Source organism: Cypionkella sp. (assembly GCF_034376685.1).
GTDB lineage: Bacteria > Pseudomonadota > Alphaproteobacteria > Rhodobacterales > Rhodobacteraceae > Cypionkella.
Window position 1 is genome coordinate 1 of record NZ_JAXMJJ010000009.1, and the last position, 16,661, is coordinate 16,661.

Annotated in this window: 14 protein-coding genes; 3 read left to right on the forward strand and 11 right to left on the reverse strand. The window is 61.3% G+C overall.

The genetic code is table 11. The features are described from left to right. The 11 genes from U1A24_RS02430 to fabF form a co-directional block, all read right to left on the reverse strand. A partial coding sequence (locus tag U1A24_RS02430; RefSeq protein WP_322320400.1) for a phage major capsid protein occupies positions 1 to 1,185 on the reverse strand: 1,185 nt, incomplete at its 3' end. A 50-nt stretch (positions 1,186 to 1,235) separates the two neighbouring features. Beyond that, positions 1,236 to 1,799 carry an HK97 family phage prohead protease gene (locus U1A24_RS02435; RefSeq protein ID WP_322320401.1) on the reverse strand — a complete coding sequence of 188 codons (564 nt, stop codon included), beginning with the start codon at positions 1,797 to 1,799 and terminating at the stop codon, positions 1,236 to 1,238. 11 nt (positions 1,800 to 1,810) lie between these two features. Continuing rightward, the gene (locus U1A24_RS02440; RefSeq protein WP_322320402.1) at positions 1,811 to 2,059 is read right to left on the reverse strand and encodes a GTA head formation protein, RCAP_rcc01685 family; all 249 of its coding nucleotides are present in this window, start codon (positions 2,057 to 2,059) and stop codon (positions 1,811 to 1,813) included. Then, positions 2,056 to 3,228, reverse strand: coding sequence for a phage portal protein (locus U1A24_RS02445; protein ID WP_322320403.1), 1,173 nt, complete (start codon positions 3,226 to 3,228; stop codon positions 2,056 to 2,058). The genes U1A24_RS02440 and U1A24_RS02445 overlap by 4 nt, the downstream gene beginning before the upstream one ends. Before the next feature lie 123 nt (positions 3,229 to 3,351). Beyond that, on the reverse strand, positions 3,352 to 4,695 hold the full coding sequence (locus U1A24_RS02450; protein WP_322320404.1) for a DNA-packaging protein: 1,344 nt from the start codon (positions 4,693 to 4,695) through the stop codon (positions 3,352 to 3,354). Next, on the reverse strand, positions 4,646 to 4,969 hold the full coding sequence (locus tag U1A24_RS02455; RefSeq protein WP_322320405.1) for a hypothetical protein: 324 nt from the start codon (positions 4,967 to 4,969) through the stop codon (positions 4,646 to 4,648). Before U1A24_RS02455 ends, U1A24_RS02450 begins: the two co-directional genes overlap by 50 nt. A gap of 328 nt (positions 4,970 to 5,297) precedes the next feature. Beyond that, positions 5,298 to 5,915 carry a hypothetical protein gene (locus U1A24_RS02460; RefSeq protein ID WP_322320406.1) on the reverse strand — a complete coding sequence of 206 codons (618 nt, stop codon included), beginning with the start codon at positions 5,913 to 5,915 and terminating at the stop codon, positions 5,298 to 5,300. Continuing rightward, on the reverse strand, positions 5,916 to 6,788 hold the full coding sequence (locus tag U1A24_RS02465; RefSeq protein ID WP_322320407.1) for a M91 family zinc metallopeptidase: 873 nt from the start codon (positions 6,786 to 6,788) through the stop codon (positions 5,916 to 5,918). It lies immediately after the preceding gene. 239 nt (positions 6,789 to 7,027) lie between these two features. After that, positions 7,028 to 8,284: a hypothetical protein gene (locus tag U1A24_RS02470; RefSeq protein ID WP_322320408.1), complete on the reverse strand. Its 1,257-nt coding sequence runs from the start codon at positions 8,282 to 8,284 to the stop codon at positions 7,028 to 7,030. A 465-nt stretch (positions 8,285 to 8,749) separates the two neighbouring features. Next, entirely contained in the window at positions 8,750 to 9,925 is a 1,176-nt protein-coding gene (mltG, locus tag U1A24_RS02475) for an endolytic transglycosylase MltG (RefSeq protein WP_322320409.1), read from the reverse strand. Next, complete coding sequence (gene fabF, locus U1A24_RS02480) at positions 9,925 to 11,187, reverse strand: beta-ketoacyl-ACP synthase II (RefSeq protein WP_322320410.1); 1,263 nt, start codon at positions 11,185 to 11,187, stop codon at positions 9,925 to 9,927. The genes mltG and fabF overlap by 1 nt, the downstream gene beginning before the upstream one ends. 177 nt (positions 11,188 to 11,364) lie before the next feature. On the opposite strand from fabF, the gene U1A24_RS02485 reads away from it, so the two are divergent. The 3 genes from U1A24_RS02485 to U1A24_RS02495 are packed head-to-tail and all read left to right on the forward strand — an operon-like array spanning position 11,365 to position 16,511. Continuing rightward, a complete protein-coding gene (locus U1A24_RS02485; protein WP_322320411.1) occupies positions 11,365 to 11,997 on the forward strand; it encodes a helix-turn-helix domain-containing protein in 633 nt (210 codons plus the stop codon). A 4-nt stretch (positions 11,998 to 12,001) separates the two neighbouring features. Then, a complete protein-coding gene (locus tag U1A24_RS02490; RefSeq protein WP_322320412.1) occupies positions 12,002 to 13,186 on the forward strand; it encodes an efflux RND transporter periplasmic adaptor subunit in 1,185 nt (394 codons plus the stop codon). A 10-nt stretch (positions 13,187 to 13,196) separates the two neighbouring features. Further along, on the forward strand, positions 13,197 to 16,511 hold the full coding sequence (locus tag U1A24_RS02495; protein ID WP_322320413.1) for an efflux RND transporter permease subunit: 3,315 nt from the start codon (positions 13,197 to 13,199) through the stop codon (positions 16,509 to 16,511). The last annotated feature ends 150 nt before the right edge of the window (positions 16,512 to 16,661 follow it).

Here is a 16,661-nt window from a genome sequence, read left to right on the forward strand (position 1 = left end):
GTCGGTGACATCGCCGCCCACCCGTTTGGAGGCATAAAACAGCACGTTCGGCTTGGCCGAGAACGGATCGCGCAAAATCCGCAGATCAGGACGCTCGGCAATGGTGTAGGCCGATTTGAAATCGCCAAAGGCAATCGCATAGGCGTTGGCGGCGATATCGGGCATGTCCTCGCAGATCAGCACAGGATAGCCCATCAGACGCGCAGGTTCCGCCGCAGCCAAGCCATCCGACCACATGAAGCGGCCATCAGCATCCTTCATCTTGCGCACTGCACCTGCGGTTTTCGAATTCATGATGAAGCTGGCATTGGCGCGGTAATCCGCCCCCAAGGCATAGACCAGGCTGATGATGCAATCGACCGAGTTGGTCGGTGCGAAATCTGCTGCGGCCCCGGTTGGGATGTAGCCGATGTTGCCCCAGCTCCAGGACGCATTGGCAACCTTGGTCGGCAGCAAGATGCCCTTCGGTTTGTCGACGCCATCACCGTTGATAAACGCCGAAGCCTCGGCACGGATGAAGCGGGTGGCGATCTTGCCCGCCAACCAGCCCTCCACGTCAAACGCGCTGTCATCGAGCAAGCGTTGCGACGCCTTCGGCATCGCCGACAGCTCATGCAGCTTGATCGAAATCCGCTCAATCGCAGGAGTCCCGGTCTCTGCCGTCGCCGCCGCTTCCGTGGCCCAACCCGAGCCGACTTCCGAACGGTCAATCAGCACGTCAAACGACGTGGCTTCCACCTGAACCACATTTGCAATCGCCCGCAGCGACGAGGTCGAAACCAGCATCGAGCGGATGCTGTCCGCCGTCTGCGGGTCCACCAGATAGCCGCCATCGGCGGCGACGGCGGTGGACATCGCCTTGCCTTCCAACACAAGGCCGCGCAGGCCGTCATCATCGCCCGAGCGCAGATAGGCGCCAAACGCCTTCTTGTGCGGCACGTCAAGTTCCGCCGAGGCCGACAGCGTCGGGCGGGTATAGGTCATCTGTTTGCGATCAAGCATGGTCAATCTTTCGTCCTGTTGTTGCAGTGATTGTTTCACATCGTCCTGAAAGCCCCTGAAGGCGCTCAGAAATCCGGCCATCGCGGATTTCACTTCCGCACCCGGATGTGCGGCTGGATTCTGGTTCATACCCATCTGGGCCGCAGGCAAAGCCTCACCGGCCCGAGCCTTCGTCTCGGTCATCTTGATTTCCCCGTGTTTGGTCGTGGAAGTTGTTTGGTCGTGAAAGGCCGCTAGTTGCGCTCGGCCAGGGATTGGCGCGCGTCGTCAAACACCTGCGCCATTTTGCGCCAAAAATCAGCTTCAGGCAGATCGCCCTTGGCCGAAACCCGCGCCTCGGGAAGCATCGGGAAGGTCACCAGTGACACCTCCCAAAGCTCCAGCTCAGACAAAAGGCGCTGCCCTTTGCCATCGCGTTCCGCTCTGACCGTGCGGTAACCAATCGACAATCCGTCAATCGCCCCCGCCGCCAGCAGAGCCACCGCCTCGCGGCCCTTATCGACTTCCGGCAGGATGCGGCCCTTGACCCACAGGCCCACGCCGTCCTCGCGCACCTCGTCCCACACCCCAATCGGCTGGGTCGGATCGTGCTGCCACAGCATTTTCACCGCACGGCCCTGCCCGATAAGGCGTGCCAGACTGGCGGCATAGGCCCCCTTCTGCACCACATCTCCGCCCTGATCGCGCACCCCGAACAGGCTGGCATAGCCCTCAACCCGGCTGCCATCGGTCACCACCAGCCGCGCTTCGGGTTGCTGAAACTTGCACTCCGGCGCGCCCTGCATTTTCCACTTCATCGCAAACCCTCTCATCTGCCCGCCGCCTGCATCAATGCCTCGGCCATCTGGGCCAGCAAAAACGCCGCGACCCCATAGACGCCCACCCAAATCCGCTTTTCCAACCGCTCCAGCACCGCATCAATCTGGCCCAAACGGTAATCCAGCGCCGCCCAACGCTCCTCGGCCACGCGCTCATTCGCCTCGATCCGTGCGGAAGCCGCATCGAAACTGTCATAAAGATAGCGCGAGCCGTCAGACGCTTTGCGCGGCGGCGTCATTCGCCCTCCTGAATGCGAGGCAGGCCCAGCAGGATGCGCTTTTCCACCTCCGTCAGGAACGCCGCAGCGCCGACCCGCGCCCACAACTGATCACGTTCAACCGCCAGCGCCGGGATCTGATCCAGATCGGGCCTAAGTTCCACCAACTCTCCGGTAAACGTCGACAACCAATGCGAAATCCCCGCCGTCACCCGCGCCACCAGCGGCAGCACGGTCAACCGATAAAACGCCCGGTTGGCCTCCTGATAATTCGAATAAGTCGCATCCCCTGGTATCCCCATCAGCATTGGCGGCACCCCAAACGCTGTGGCAATCTCGCGCCCCGCCGCTTCCTTGGTCTGCTGAAACTCCATGTCGGAAGGCGAAAACCCCATCGGCTTCCAGTCCAACCCGCCCTCCAGCAACATCGGCCGCCCGGCATTGCGCGCGCCCTGATGATGCATCTCCATCTCACTCACCAAGCGATCATACTGATCGGTCGACAGCTGCGCCTGCCCGTCCGCGCCCTTGTAGACAATCGCCCCCGAAGGCCGCGCGGCATTATCCAGCAACGCCTTCGACCAGGCACTCGCCGAGGTATGCACATCAATCGCCACCGCCGCCGCCTGCAACGGGCTGAAACCATAATGATCATCCGATGGATGAAAGGTCTTGATATGACAGATCGGCTGGCTTTCCGGCGTCATCACAAAGCGGTGCGTCCGCCCGCCTACCGAATAGTCATAGGCCACCGGCCAGCCATCCGCCCCCGGCACCAGCGACATCCGATCCGAGCGCAACACATGCAACTCACCCGGCACAGCCCCCGCCCCTGGCACCGCCTCAATGTAGGCATTCCCTGACAACAGCAGATGCCCATAAACCGCCTCCAGAAACTCCGCCCGCCCCTGCGCTCCGTTAGGTCGGCGGATCAGATCCAGCACCGGATGGCTATCATAGCGCCGTCCTTCATCCTGCAAGACCAACGGCATCGCCGAAGCCGCTTCCGAGATCAGCTTCACCGCGCGAAACCCCATCGGATTGCCCTGAAACCCGGTTTTCGCCAGTGACACCAGATCACGCGGGCTCCACGCTACCCGACCCGATCCGCCCCAAGCCACTACGCGCCCGGTGGCCGAGGCCTTCTTCTCCGGCACCTGTGGCGCGCGTTTCAGGAAATCGAACACCATGCTTCAAAGCTCCTATCTTCCCGGCCCATCAGGCTTTCACCGAGGCCGCGCTTGTCTGAAATCCGTTCTAAACGGGAATAGTTTAAATCCCCCGAACCCAGCGCGCGCTGCCCGCTGCAACAGCTAAAGCCCCCGCATTTGCGGGTGGCGATATTTCTCTGCAGGCTCTACGATCAGATCCGTCAGCGCCCAAACCAGCGCATCCAGTCGATCCGGCGAGCCTTTGCCAAGATAGCCCTGCGCCGTCATCTGCAACATCTGCGCCTCCAGCGCCGCCAGCCCCCGCACATGGCTCACCCGGCCCTGCTCATACAAAGCCGACACCGGCTCTGCCCGGATCCCCTTGCCCTTTGAGGCCCGCACCGAGCGATACGGCACCAGTGGGTCAATCTGCCGGATCACCCCCTCCACCAGATCGCCGCCCTGATTGACCTCCGCCACCAGCCGATCCGCGCCAAACCGCTCCATCGCCGCAATCGCCGCTCGCGCCCATTGGTCAGGCGTGGCCCCCTTCACCGAGCAATCCGCCAACACCGCCGCCCGCCAATTCTGCGTCGGCCCCTCGGTGACAGCCCCCACCACCACGATCCCGCATTCATCCGATCTGCCGTGGCCCGTCACCGGCGGGTCCACCGCCACCACAATACGCTGCAAACGCGGCACTTCCGTGATCCGCCCCGCCTCCAGCATCGCCGTCGTCCAAAGCGCCCCCTCGGCATCCTCGATCAACAGCCCATCCAACTCCTGCGCGCCCTTGGTGGTGCCCGCATAACGCGTTCGCACTTCCGCAAGGAACGAGGCCGCCAGATAGGCCCGGTTCGCCTCGGTCGGCGCATGGGTCATCACCGTCGATGGGTTCTTCAGAATATCCTTCAACACCCCGACATTCTGCGGCGTCGTCGTCGCCACCTGTCGCGGGTTCTCGCCTAAGCGCAAACCAAACTGCAACTGATCCCATGCCTGCTCGGCTTTCGGCCATTTTGCCAACTCATCAACCCAAGCCGCATCAAACTGCGGCCCGCGCAAACTGTCCGGCTCATGCGCCGAAAACACCTGCGCAATCGCGCCATTCGGCCAGAGCAACTGCTTCTTGGTCGCCTGCCATTCCGGCCTGCGATCGGGCGGCGAGCAGGCCAAAATCCCACTCTCGCCTTCAATCATCACCGCAATCACCTGATCCACGGTTTCACCCACCAGTGCGACCCGCCGCGAGCGCCCCGCATCCGCAGGCCCCGCCCCCTCAACTTCCGCGCGCACCCATTCCGACCCGGCGCGGGTTTTCCCCGCCCCGCGCCCACCCATGATCACCCAGGTTTTCCATGCCCCCGCAGGCGGCAACTGGTGCGGCAACGCCCAGAATTCAAACATCCACGGCAGCGCCAACAGTGCATTCTCACTCAAACCATCGAGAAATTCGTCAACCTGCGCTTGCGTCGCGGAGGCAAGCCAATCGGCGCCCGATCTCATCGCGTGCGGTGTGTAAATCGAGCGTGCCGGTTCCGACAGCCCCGGCAACTTGTTTGCGAAGTTTTTCAAGACGTCCCCTTTCACTATGGACCAAATCCAACGCCAGCCGCAAATCGCGCACCGTCTGCGGCACCGCCTTTGAGACTTCAAACTCGCCCGCCTTCAGCGCATTGATCGCTTTCAGCAGATCCGAGACCGTGGATTCATAATATTGCTCTGCATCCGCCAGCAGATCGCTTGGCGGCCGTTCTCCGAAGGAGAAATTTAGTGTCATGCCCGTTTTGCCCGCCTCTCATGCCGCCCCCGCACGAGTAAAATGAAAAAACGGCCCAAAGGGAGTTACCCCCTTGGCCGTTCGCCCACCTCTTCCAGCATGTCAAAATCTATAGATCAGAGCGGTCGCAGAGTCAAGTTAAACACTTGATATCAATGTGTTACCGACCGATCGGTTAACCTTCCACTAACCTTAACGCACGCGCCAGCAGTCTGGCCCTCTCCAAAGCAGTCCCAACACCCCGAGTTGCTCTTTTCGAAATACTCCCGCCGGAGGCTCCACCGCACGCCACAATCCAGCCGTCTCAGGGACAGTCAAAGCCACCCCCTCAGCGCTGCATCGGCACCGCCAAAGCCTGCGGCTCCGCGCTCACAATCCTCTGTTGCCCGATCAACCAGCCATAGGGCAAAGACAGCACCACCTCATCGCCCGCCTTGATTTCAGTGGCCTCAACCTGCGGGTCCACCTCGGCATAGCCCACCGACAACACGATGGATGTAATCGCCGTCACCGCAGCCAACGGCGGCGTCACGCCATAGGGCAAATCCTGATCCAGCCGCCCCGGCAGCAGCACCCGGCCCTCCAGCACCGCGCCTGCCGCCAACACCCGCGCATAGGCGACCTCTGGGCTTTCCACCTTCTTACCAGCAGGCACTTGCGGCACAAATTTCGCCACCCGGAACACCCCATCCGGCTCCAGCCAGTGCCAGGCATAATCCGGGTCGACCGTGCGAAACCCCGTCACCGAGGTGCGATACAGCCGATCAAACACGTAGACCTCGGCCGCCCCAGCGTTGCGCAGCTGGTAGCGCCCGACCACACCCGAGTCCTGCACCTCCCAGATCACCCCAACACTGATATCGCCGTCGCTCACCACGCCCATCACTTGCTCCTGTGCCTCGGCACCCATTGTCATCAGCCCGAAAATCAGGGCCAACGCGCGCATCTAATATTCGGTCCGGGGCGGTTGGCCCAGGTCTTTCCTGATGTTGTTCTCGGAATGCGGGTTGTTTTGATAGGGTGGCAGGCCCACCGCCTCCAACTCATTGTTGTTGGTTCCGCCCGTGCTGTCGTCGGTCCAGGTTCCATTCTGCGCCTGCTCGCAATGGTTCAACTCGTGCCCCAGCGCCACCGCAGGCGGCCGCGTCATGTAGGGCTTCGAGCCATCGCCGATCTGGGTCTTGTCCGGGTTGTAATGCAGCGTGCTGCCCGATCCCGCGCCGGGCGTGCCATCGGCGTTTCTGTTGGCCCCCGCCCCGGTGCCGTCCACCTCATTCCCGCCCGTGGTCGCCACGATCGTCACCGGCCCTTTGCCGGGCGCGTTCAGGCTGGTCAGCAAAGCCTGTCCCGACGGCGTCGAATCCAGCCGCTGCAAATCTCGCACCACCGCGTCACGAAAGGCCTTGGTGCCGACGATGGTGATGTTGGGGCCGACATGGGTGACGGTGGTGCCGTCGGGCAGCACCTCTTCCCAGATATTCAGCGCGCCGGGTTCGCCCGGAGCAGGTGTCGCGACGATGCCGATCAGCACGGTGGGAAGGCCGAGGATGATCGCGCCGCCCTTCATCGTCGGGTCGAACTGCCGGGCGGCGGGGAGGCCGCCGATCAGAACGGTGGGCGAGCCGAAGGCAATCGGATCGGGTGACGGGATCGGCACCAGAGCGGGGATGATGCAGGCACAGATATCGGTCATGCGGGCGGCGGGGAGCGAGCCGATCAAGACGGTGATCATCGCGGGCGGCATGATCGGGAACGGCGCGCCCGCACACATCGGGCAGGTGTGCATGTCCGTCACGCGGGCTGCGGGAAATCCGACCATGGCAAAGCCTTTGAAACTACAATGCAGGAAGGCTAGGCCGCTGCCCGCGATGTGTCAAGAAATCGCTGGGGTTGGGAGGGTTGTGGGGCCGGTCCCAACTCGGGACCTTTTTTATGTGTTTGATATCAAGGGGATGGGGTGGTGATGTTAAGGGATTGTTAAGGTTTTGGGTGACCATCCAGACCAACTGCTAAACTCGGCAACATCAGTCAACGATAAAGAAACAAGTTGGAATACAACTAAAATGTCCAGACTTTTGCTTGCCGAATATGATCTGGCACTCGGTAGCCCCGCGCCAAGGGATGATTTTCCAACACCATACGCAAAGTATGAACAGCGCCATAACCCGCTAGGATCAGTTCCCGCTGCTCCGCAAGATATTTCTGATCGAATTCATTATCTTCCACAATGTGGGCTGGCTTCTGCCTAGTCTTTCGCACTGCACGAAAATTCTTGAACATTTCGTCCATAGGCTCGGCCTCGACAGGCCTCACCTTAGCTGTCATCCATTCTTGCAAAAGTTGGATAGTTCCTTTCGGATGAATCTCCACGCGGCCCTCCTCGTTCGTTAAACGTCGGCTGAGTTCGAGGTCACCATTGAAGAATTCTCTGTTGAGGTCGTCACTCAGCAACTGATCAAGCTGCAGCGCAAAGTCCCCAAACTCCTTCTTTGTCGGTCTAAGCAAAATTCCAAAGCCGTGCGGGCGTCTTCCTTCTTGAAACTCAGTTCTAAACAGATTTGGCTTCCTCAGGAGTTTGCATATTTGATTGATGTGAAGTTTTTCTTCAAGGAACGCGTCATAAATAGATGGTCGTTCAGGAAAATCTCCAATTATTTGAGTACGATAAAAGTCCGGATGCAGCGCATACTCACCCTCCAACTCGTGCTTCTTCATTTCAATTTGCTGTTCACTTGGCAGATCGTGAAGATAACGCACGAAAACGGCTATAGCTCTATGCATATCAGGATCATATGCAAAGCCGAAGTCCAAGAACTCTAACCCATCTCGCACAACTGAACGTCCTGCAACTTGTGTCCCTTCCTTTTGAATTATCCTCCCATGTATGTCATCGACATCGAATTCAAATCGCGGGTCATTGCGATACCATTCGAGTGCCCTCAGATCAAAGGCCCGATGACTCAACTGTGGGGCACCTTCCAAAAGCTCACGTGTATAGGGTGCAACTTCTCCATCGCCAGCCTTTCGCTCTTTCAACACTAGCGGCGTAGGATATAGACAACCGACGAGGCCATCACTTCGAATTTTTTCGAGCTGAGTAGCTATAGACTCTGCGACAAATGCTTTAATATGAGGGTTTGGGTGTCCATCCCCTCGAACCAAATCAAGCCTGCCATTCGCTATTAAATGTGAAACGGCTGCAAGCTCATCGTCACTTGTAAGACGTGCGACGCCCATCCCATTGAAGTCACCGGACCGCAGATAAGTCAGTACAACTTGTTCTTCGATTTTCTCGACGCCATCATCTTTTGTCATGGTTTGATGATGTTGCAGCAAATGCCCTTTTGCAAGGAAACTCGACAATGAGAAAGATCTCCTTCGTCGTTTTCCGCGCTGCCCTTGCCCGATTTGTTCCCAAACAAATCGGGCCGCGCCTGCCTGCCCCCGGCAGGCGCGTTACCGCGCCAGCCCAGTCAGGCGCGCCCCGATTTCTGATACGTTCGGTTGTGGCACGACGCCCCTTGCTCAACGGCGTTCCGCCTTATGCGCAATGAACCGGAAAACTCTGCCCCGCAGAGTTTTCTTTCGGTTCGGGTCTGGGTGGCAGCGGGGCTTTCGGCTGTGAAGGTGCAGTCATGGCAGCTTTGTCATTGGCCGCCGCAGTCCTCCGCCCAGTCAGGCGCGCCCCGATTTCTGAGGCGTTGGGTTGTGGCACAGTGCCCCTTGCTCAATGGCCTTTGGCCCTATGCGCAGTAAACCGGAAACAGAAGGAAGGCGTGGTTACTCCTGCACCCCACCCGCCGCTTCTTCGCCCTGGGCGGCCTCAATCGCCCGCCATTTGGTGACGTTTTCGTTGTGCTGCGCCAGTGTCTCGGCAAACGCATGGCCGCCGGAGCCATCGGCGACGAAGTAGAGGAACGGCGTGGTGTCGGGGTTCAGGGCGGCTTCGATGCTCAGGCGGCCCGGATTGGCGATCGGGGTCGGCGGCAGGCCGTCGATGACATAGGTGTTCCACGGGGTGGCGCGTTTCAGTTCGGATTGGCGCAGGCCACGGCCCAACACGCCCTCGCCTTTGGTGACGCCATAGATCACCGTCGGGTCGGTTTGCAGCTTCATGCCCTTGGCCAGACGGTTGATGAACACCGAGGCGACCTGTTTCCGCTCGGTCGGGATGCCGGTTTCTTTCTCGACAATCGAGGCCATCACCAAGGCTTCTTCCGGGGTTTTATAGGGCAGACCTTCCGCGCGGGTGGCCCAGAGTTCGGCCAAGGTTTTGGCTTGGCGGGCTTCCATATCGGCAACCAAAGTGGCGCGGTCAAAGCCCTTTTCGACCTCATAACTATCCGGCGACAGGGTGCCTTCGGCGGGCAGTTTGTCGATGCTACCTTCAAGGAAATCAGCGCGTTTCAGGGCATCGACGACCTGCCATGAGGTCACACCCTCGGCCAGAGTGATGCGCCAGCGGATGTCGGGGGCTTGGGCAGCATCAAGGTAGGCGGTGGGGGCGGCCTCGGCTGCGGGGTCGAATTTGGCGACCTCGACATAGCGGTTGGTGGCGGGGTCAAGCTCGCGCAGGATGACTTCGGCGGTGGCGACCGAGATGCGGAAGTTGACTTCGCGGCCACAGGTGGATTGGCCGCCTGCGGTCAGGGCGGTGAGAACCTCACCCATCGAGGATTGCGGTTGCAGCAGGTAGCTGCCGAATTTCAGATCGTTCGCGGCTTGCGCATAATCGGCGCCGATGCGGAAGATGCGGGCATCGGTGACAGCGCCTTCGGCCTCCAGCCCCCGGCTGATCTGCGCAAGGCTGGCGCCTTTATCGACCTTGAAGCAGATCGCTTGGGTCAGCGGACCCGGCCCGGTGAAGGCCTGCCGCCCCCATGCGATCAGCCCGAAGGCAAAGATCAGCAGCACGATGAACAAGGTCAGCGCGTTGGAGGCGACCGAGCGCCACATCAGTTGGCGACCTTGCCGATGACCAAGCTGGCGTTGGTGCCGCCAAAGCCGAAGGAGTTCGAGAGGGCGACGTTGATGGTGCGTTTGACGGCTTTGTTCGGGGCGAGGTCGAGTTTTGAGGTGACCGCCGGGGTGTCGAGGTTGATGGTGGGCGGGGCGATCTGATCGCGGATGGCGAGGACGCAGAAGATCGCCTCTACCGCACCGGCAGCGCCCAGAAGGTGGCCGATGGAGGATTTGGTCGAGGACATCGTGGCTTTGCTGGCGGCGTCGCCCATCATGCGCTCGACCGCACCGAGTTCGATGGTGTCGGCCATGGTCGAGGTGCCGTGGGCGTTGATGTAGTCGATGGCAGAGGGCTCCAAGTTGGCACGTTTCAGCGCCATTTTCATGCTGCGGAAGCCGCCTTCGCCATCTTCTGACGGCGCGGTGATGTGGTGGGCGTCGCCGGACAGGCCGTAGCCGAGGACTTCGGCGTAGATTTTCGCACCGCGCGCCTTGGCGTGTTCGTATTCCTCTAGCACCACCACGCCTGCGCCTTCGCCCATCACAAAGCCATCGCGGTCGGCGTCATAGGGGCGGCTGGCCTTGGTCGGATCGTCGGCGCGTTTGGTCGAGAGCGCCTTGCAGGCGTTGAAACCGGCGATGCCGATTTCCGAGATCGGCGCTTCGGCACCACCTGCCAGCATCACATCGGCGTCGCCCCATTGGATCAGGCGGGCGGCGTCGCCGATGGCGTGGGCTCCGGTGGAACAGGCGGTCACCACCGCGTGGTTCGGGCCTTTGAAGCCGAAGCGGATCGAGACTTGGCCCGAGATCAGGTTGATCAGGCTGCCGGGGATGAAGAATGGCGAGACGCGTTTTGCGCCCTTTTCCTTGATCAACACGGCGGTTTCCGCGATGGACGTCAGCCCACCGATGCCCGAGCCGATCATCACGCCGGTGCGTTCGCGGTCCTCATCCGTGACAGGCTCCCAGCCGGAATCGCGCACGGCTTGCACGGCGGCGGTCATGCCATACAGGATGAAATCATCGACCTTGCGGCGGTCTTTCGGCTCCATCCAGTGATCGGGGTTGAAGGTGCCGTCGCTGCCATCGCCGAACGGGATTTCGCAGGCATATTGGGTGACCACGCCCGATGCGTCAAAGCGGGTGATCGGCCCTGCCCCGGATTGGCCAGCGAGCAGTCGGCTCCACGTTTCCTCGACACCGCAAGCCAGCGGCGTGACCATTCCCAGACCCGTAATGACAACCCGACGCATCTATATCCCTCGCAATGGTTTTCCGCCTGATACACGCCCGAAAGCCTGCGCGCAACATAGCCGCCGCAAGGTGGCAAGGCAGCGCCGGAAGCCGCCTTATCGCGCGCTTGTGATTCATCTTGACCGTGCAGGTGCAGCAATGGTAATGAATGAACGTTCATTCCAGCAGGTGCCGCCTTGTCGTCTTCAACCGCCCCAACAACCGCAGCCGATACCGCCGCCGATGCGCGCGTCGCCGAAATTTTGGCCGCAGCCCGGCAGGCTTTTGCCGAAAAGGGCTTTGACGGGGCCTCGATGCAGGATCTGGCCCGCGCGGCGGGGATGAGCGTCGGCAATTTCTACCGCTATTTCCCATCAAAAGCGGCGATCGTGCAGGCATTGATCGCGCTTGATATTGAGGAAATGACCCAAGACTTCCAACCGATTTTCGCCTCGGACGACCCGATTGAGACGATGCGGCAGCAGGTGCGGATCAAACTGGTCGAGCACCAATGCAACCATGATGGCGCGCTGTGGGCCGAAATCACCGCGACTGCCCTGCGCAAGCCCGAAATCGGCCTTGCCTGCGGGCTGATGGAAACCACGATTGTTGACTATTTGTTGCAGGCTTTTGCCGCAGCCACCGGTCTGAGCCTAGAGCAATCCCGCGCGCGGTTCGCCGCCCATGCGGCGCTGATTGTGCTGTTGGTGAAATCCTCGGCGATGATGCCGCAGCAGGATGAGACTGTGCGCAATGATCTCAACGCGATGATCTTGCGTATTATTGATCAAACCTTAGACGAAATTGCCGCCAGCAGCGCGAAAGGCTGACCCGATGTTTATCTCCCGTATTGTTGTGATTTTTCTGGCGATGCAGGCTGTTGCAGCCACTCCGATGCTGGCCGAAACCGCCGCGCCTGATGCCCCCGTAGCACAAGTGCTGCCTGCGATCACGGTGTCTGCGGTGGAAACCCGGCATCTGCGCGATGTGGTGCTGGCCTCGGGTCTGGTGGCGCCGCAGCAAACCATTCAGGTCGCCCCGCTGATTGAAGGCCAGCCGATTGAAGCCTTGCTTGCCGATGTCGGGGATAAAGTCACGGCCGGACAAGTGATGGCGCGGTTGTCAACCTCGACACTTGATCTGCAAAAGGCGCAACTTGCAGCCTCTTTGGCCGCCGCGAAGGCGCAGATTGCCCAAGCGCAAGCGCAGGTGATTGCGGCGAACTCATCCGCCGCAGAGGCGCAGCGCACCTCGGACCGCACCACCAAGCTGAAAGCCCAAGGCTCGGCCAGCCAAGCGGCGGCGGATACTGCCCTTGCAGGCTCGGTCTCGGCGCAAGCGCAGGTTTCGGTCGCGGTGCAATCGCTGGAGGCCGCAAAGGCGCAGCAGACCTTGGTCGAGGCGCAACTGGCCAATGTCGATCTGCAACTGGCGCGCACCGAAGTCACCGCCCCCTTCGCGGGCGAGATCACCGCGCGCAATGCGCAGCTGGGGGCGATTGCTTCCGCTGCGGGTCAACCGATGTTCACGCTGATCCGCGATGGCGCGCTGGAACTGCGCGCCGATGTGGCCGAAGCCGATCTGACGCGGTTGGTGGTGGGGCAAACCGCCGAACTGCGGCTGGTGGGCATGGTCAAACCGCTGAGCGGCAAGATTGCTCTGGTCGAGCCGAGTATTGATGCGGTCACCCGTCTGGGCCGGGTGCGGATTGCGATTGACGATGCATCCTTGGTGCGCCCCGGCATGTATGTCGAGGCCAGCATTCTGGTGCGTGAGGGCGACACCCCGGCGCTGCCGATCACGGCGGTGAAATCCTCGGGCGGCAAGACCTCGGTGATGCTGGTGCAAGGCGCTGTGGTGTCAGAGCGCGAGATCACCGCAGGCGTGCGCGATGGCGGCTGGATCGAAGTGCTGGACGGGTTGCAGGTGGGCGACACCGTGGTGACCAAAGCCGGGGCCTTTGTGCGCGACGGCGATCATATCAACCCGGTGGCGGCTGTTGCCGCTGAAACCAACTGAGGGTGCGGCGATGAACTTTTCAGCCTGGTCGATCCGAAACCCCCTCGCGCCGATCCTGGCGTTTTTTATCCTGATGGTGCTGGGCTGGCAGTCGTTCAACGCGCTGCCGATCACCCGGTTTCCGAACATCGACGTGCCGGTGATCGCCGTGACCGTCACGCAAGCGGGCACAGCACCTGCCGAGATGGAAACCCAAGTCACCAAGATCATTGAGGATGCGGTGGCGGGCATCACCGGGGTGAAGAACATCACCTCGACCGTGGTGGATGGCCAATCCACCTCGGCGGTGGAATTCCGCATGGAAGTGCCGACCGACAAAGCCTTGCAGGATGTGAAAGACGCGGTTGACCGGGTGCGGAGCAAGCTGCCCGCCGCGGTGGACACGCCGAAGGTGACGAAGATCGACGTTGAAGGCAACGCGATCATGACCTTCGCGGTTTCGGCCCCCGATATGACCATCGAAGAGGTGTCGTGGTTCGTTGATGACGTGGTGGTGCGGGGCTTGCAAGGCCGCCCCGGTGTGGGCCGGATTGATCGCTTTGGCGGTGCGGATCGCGAGATTCTGGTGGCGCTGGACCCGGTGAAGCTGAACAGCTTTGGCATCTCGGCAGCGTCGGTGAACGCACAGGTGCGCGCGACCAACACCAACCTTGGCTCGGGGCGCTCGGAGATTGGCGCGGGGGAACAGGCGATCCGCACCTTGGGCGATGCGGGCACCGTGCAGGGGCTGGCGGGCACCACGATTGCGCTGCCGTCTGGGCGGCATGTGCGGCTGTCGGATCTGGGCGATGTGCAGGACAGCTTCAAGGAACTGCGCAGCTTTTCGCGGCTGAATGGCGAGCAGGTTGTGACCTTCTCGGTGTTCCGCGCCAAGGGGGCGTCTGAGGTCTCGGTGGCGGAAACCGTCAACCAGACGCTGGACCAGATCCGCGCCGACTATCCGAATGTGGGGATCAAGCTGGTCGATGAGACGGTGTTCTACACCTATGGCAACTACGAATCCGCACTGCACACGCTGCTGGAAGGCGCGTTGCTCGCGGTGCTGGTGGTGCTGGCCTTCCTGCGCAACTGGCGTGCGACGCTGATCACCGCCGTCGCTTTGCCCCTGTCGGCGATCCCGACGTTCTGGGCGATGGATATGCTGGGATTCTCGCTGAACCTGGTGTCCTTCCTGGCGGTGACCTTGGCGACCGGGATTCTGGTCGACGATGCGATTGTCGAGATCGAGAATATCGCGCGGCACATCCGCATGGGCAAAACGCCGTATCGCGCCGCGATCGAGGCTGCCGATGAGATTGGTCTGGCGGTGATGGCCACCACCGCGACGATCATCGCGGTGTTCATGCCAGTCTCGTTCATGGGTGGCATACCGGGGCAGTATTTCCGACAATTCGGGTTGACGGTGGCGATTGCCGTGGCGTTCTCGCTGCTGGTGGCCCGCCTGATCACCCCGATGATGGCGGCCTACCTGATGAGCGCCAAGGATGCCAATGTCGGCCATCATGAGGGCGAGCAGGACGGCTTTTTCATGCGCAACTATCTGCGGATGGTGAAAACCACCATTCAGGGCGGGCTGCCGCTGCCCTTCCTGCCGAAAACCAAATCCGGCCGCTTCCGCCGCTTTCCGGCCTATTACTTCACCCTGATGACGGCGATTGGCGTGCTGATCGTGTCGATCTACTTCATGGTGCAGGTGCCGGGCTCGTTCCTGCCGCCGGAAGATGTCAGCCGGATCTCGATCTCGGTCGAACTGCCGCCGGGATCGACCTTGGCGGAAACAGACAAGACCACCGCCGAGATCCGCGACCATATCAAGGATGTGGCTTGGGTCGAGAATGTGTTCGTGATCGGTGGGGCCTCACCCAAGGGGGATCTTGACGTGCGCCGGGCTTCGGTGACGGTGACTTTGGTCAAGCTGGACCACAGCCTGCTGCTGAAGCTGTCGCAACTTGGGCGATCAATCCCGCTGCTGGGTGCGCTGGTGCCTCAGAAGGAAAACCACGGCCGCACCGTACCGCAAAACGTCATCGAGGCCGAGATTTTCAAGAGCCTCGCTTCTGTCCCCGATATTCGCGCCTTCAAACTGAATGACCGTGGCGAGCGCGACATTGCCTATTCGATTCTGGCCAGCTCGGAAGCCGATCTGAACACCGCGACGGCGGCGCTGGAGTCAGCGCTGCGAGCAGAGCCCTTGCTCGCCGATGTCAGCTCCGAAGGCGCTTTGCCACGTCCCGAGGTGCAGATCACCCCGCGTGCCGAAGAAGCAGCCCGTCTGGGCATCACCACGCAAGACATAGCCACCACGGTGCGGGTGGCGACGATTGGCGATCTGGATGTGTCGCTGGCCAATCTCGCCATCGACAACCGGCTGATCCCGATCCGGGTGCAACTCGCCAATGCCTCACGCGAGGATATGAACCGCATCGCGGCGACCAAACTGACCACCAATACCGGCGCCACGGTGCCGCTGTCGGCGGTGGCTGATATCGTGATCGGCGAAGGCCCCTCGGTGGTCAAACGGCTGAACCGTCAGCGGCAAGCAACGATTGGCGCCTCGCTGCCCGTTGGCGTGGCACTGGGCACCGCCAGCACGCGGCTGGCAGAGATTGTGGCGGCAACGAAACTGCCGCCGGGCGTGGTGGTGAAGGAATCTGCCGATGCCGAGGTGCAGACCGAGCTGTTCGCAAGCTTTGGCAATGCGATGCTGATGGGGCTGATGCTGGTGCTGACCGTGCTGTTCATGCTGTTCAAATCCGTGATCCAGCCCTTCACCATCATGCTGTCGCTGCCCTTGGCGATTGGTGGCGTCGCGGCAGCGCTGATCCTGACCAATTCGGCTTTGTCGATGCCGGTGCTGATCGGTATTCTGATGCTGATGGGGATCGTCACCAAAAATGCCATCCTGCTGGTGGATTTCGTGATCGAGATGCGCCGGCACGGCATGGGGCGGCTGGAAGCGATCATCGAAGCCGGGCACAAACGCGCGCAACCGATCGTGATGACCTCGATTGCGATGTCGGCAGGCATGCTGCCCTCGGCGCTGGGCGTCGGCGAAGGCGGTGCCTTCCGCGCGCCGATGGCCACAGCGGTGATCGGCGGCATCATCGTCTCCACCGTGCTCAGCCTGGTGGTGGTGCCGTCGTTCTATCTGATCATGGATGACCTCTCGCGGCTGATCGCGCGCGCGTTCCGCGGCATCATCGGGCCAAAAGAGCCGGAGTTCGAAGCCGCTTCACCAGAGATGCTGGAAGCGCGGATTGCCGCTTTGGAAGCCGAGCAAGGCGAAAGGCCGCTGCAACGGATGCCGGGACTGGCAGCAGAGTAACCCAGAACCAGCGGCGGTCTCGGAGGCCATCGAGGCCCCGCTCGACCGCAGCTGCCGCTGTCCGGTTCTGAGCTGGTGTGCTGGACGTTAATGACAGAGCCTCCGGCGGGAGTATTTCAGAAAGAGCTACTAGAGGCGGGGACTCTTGGA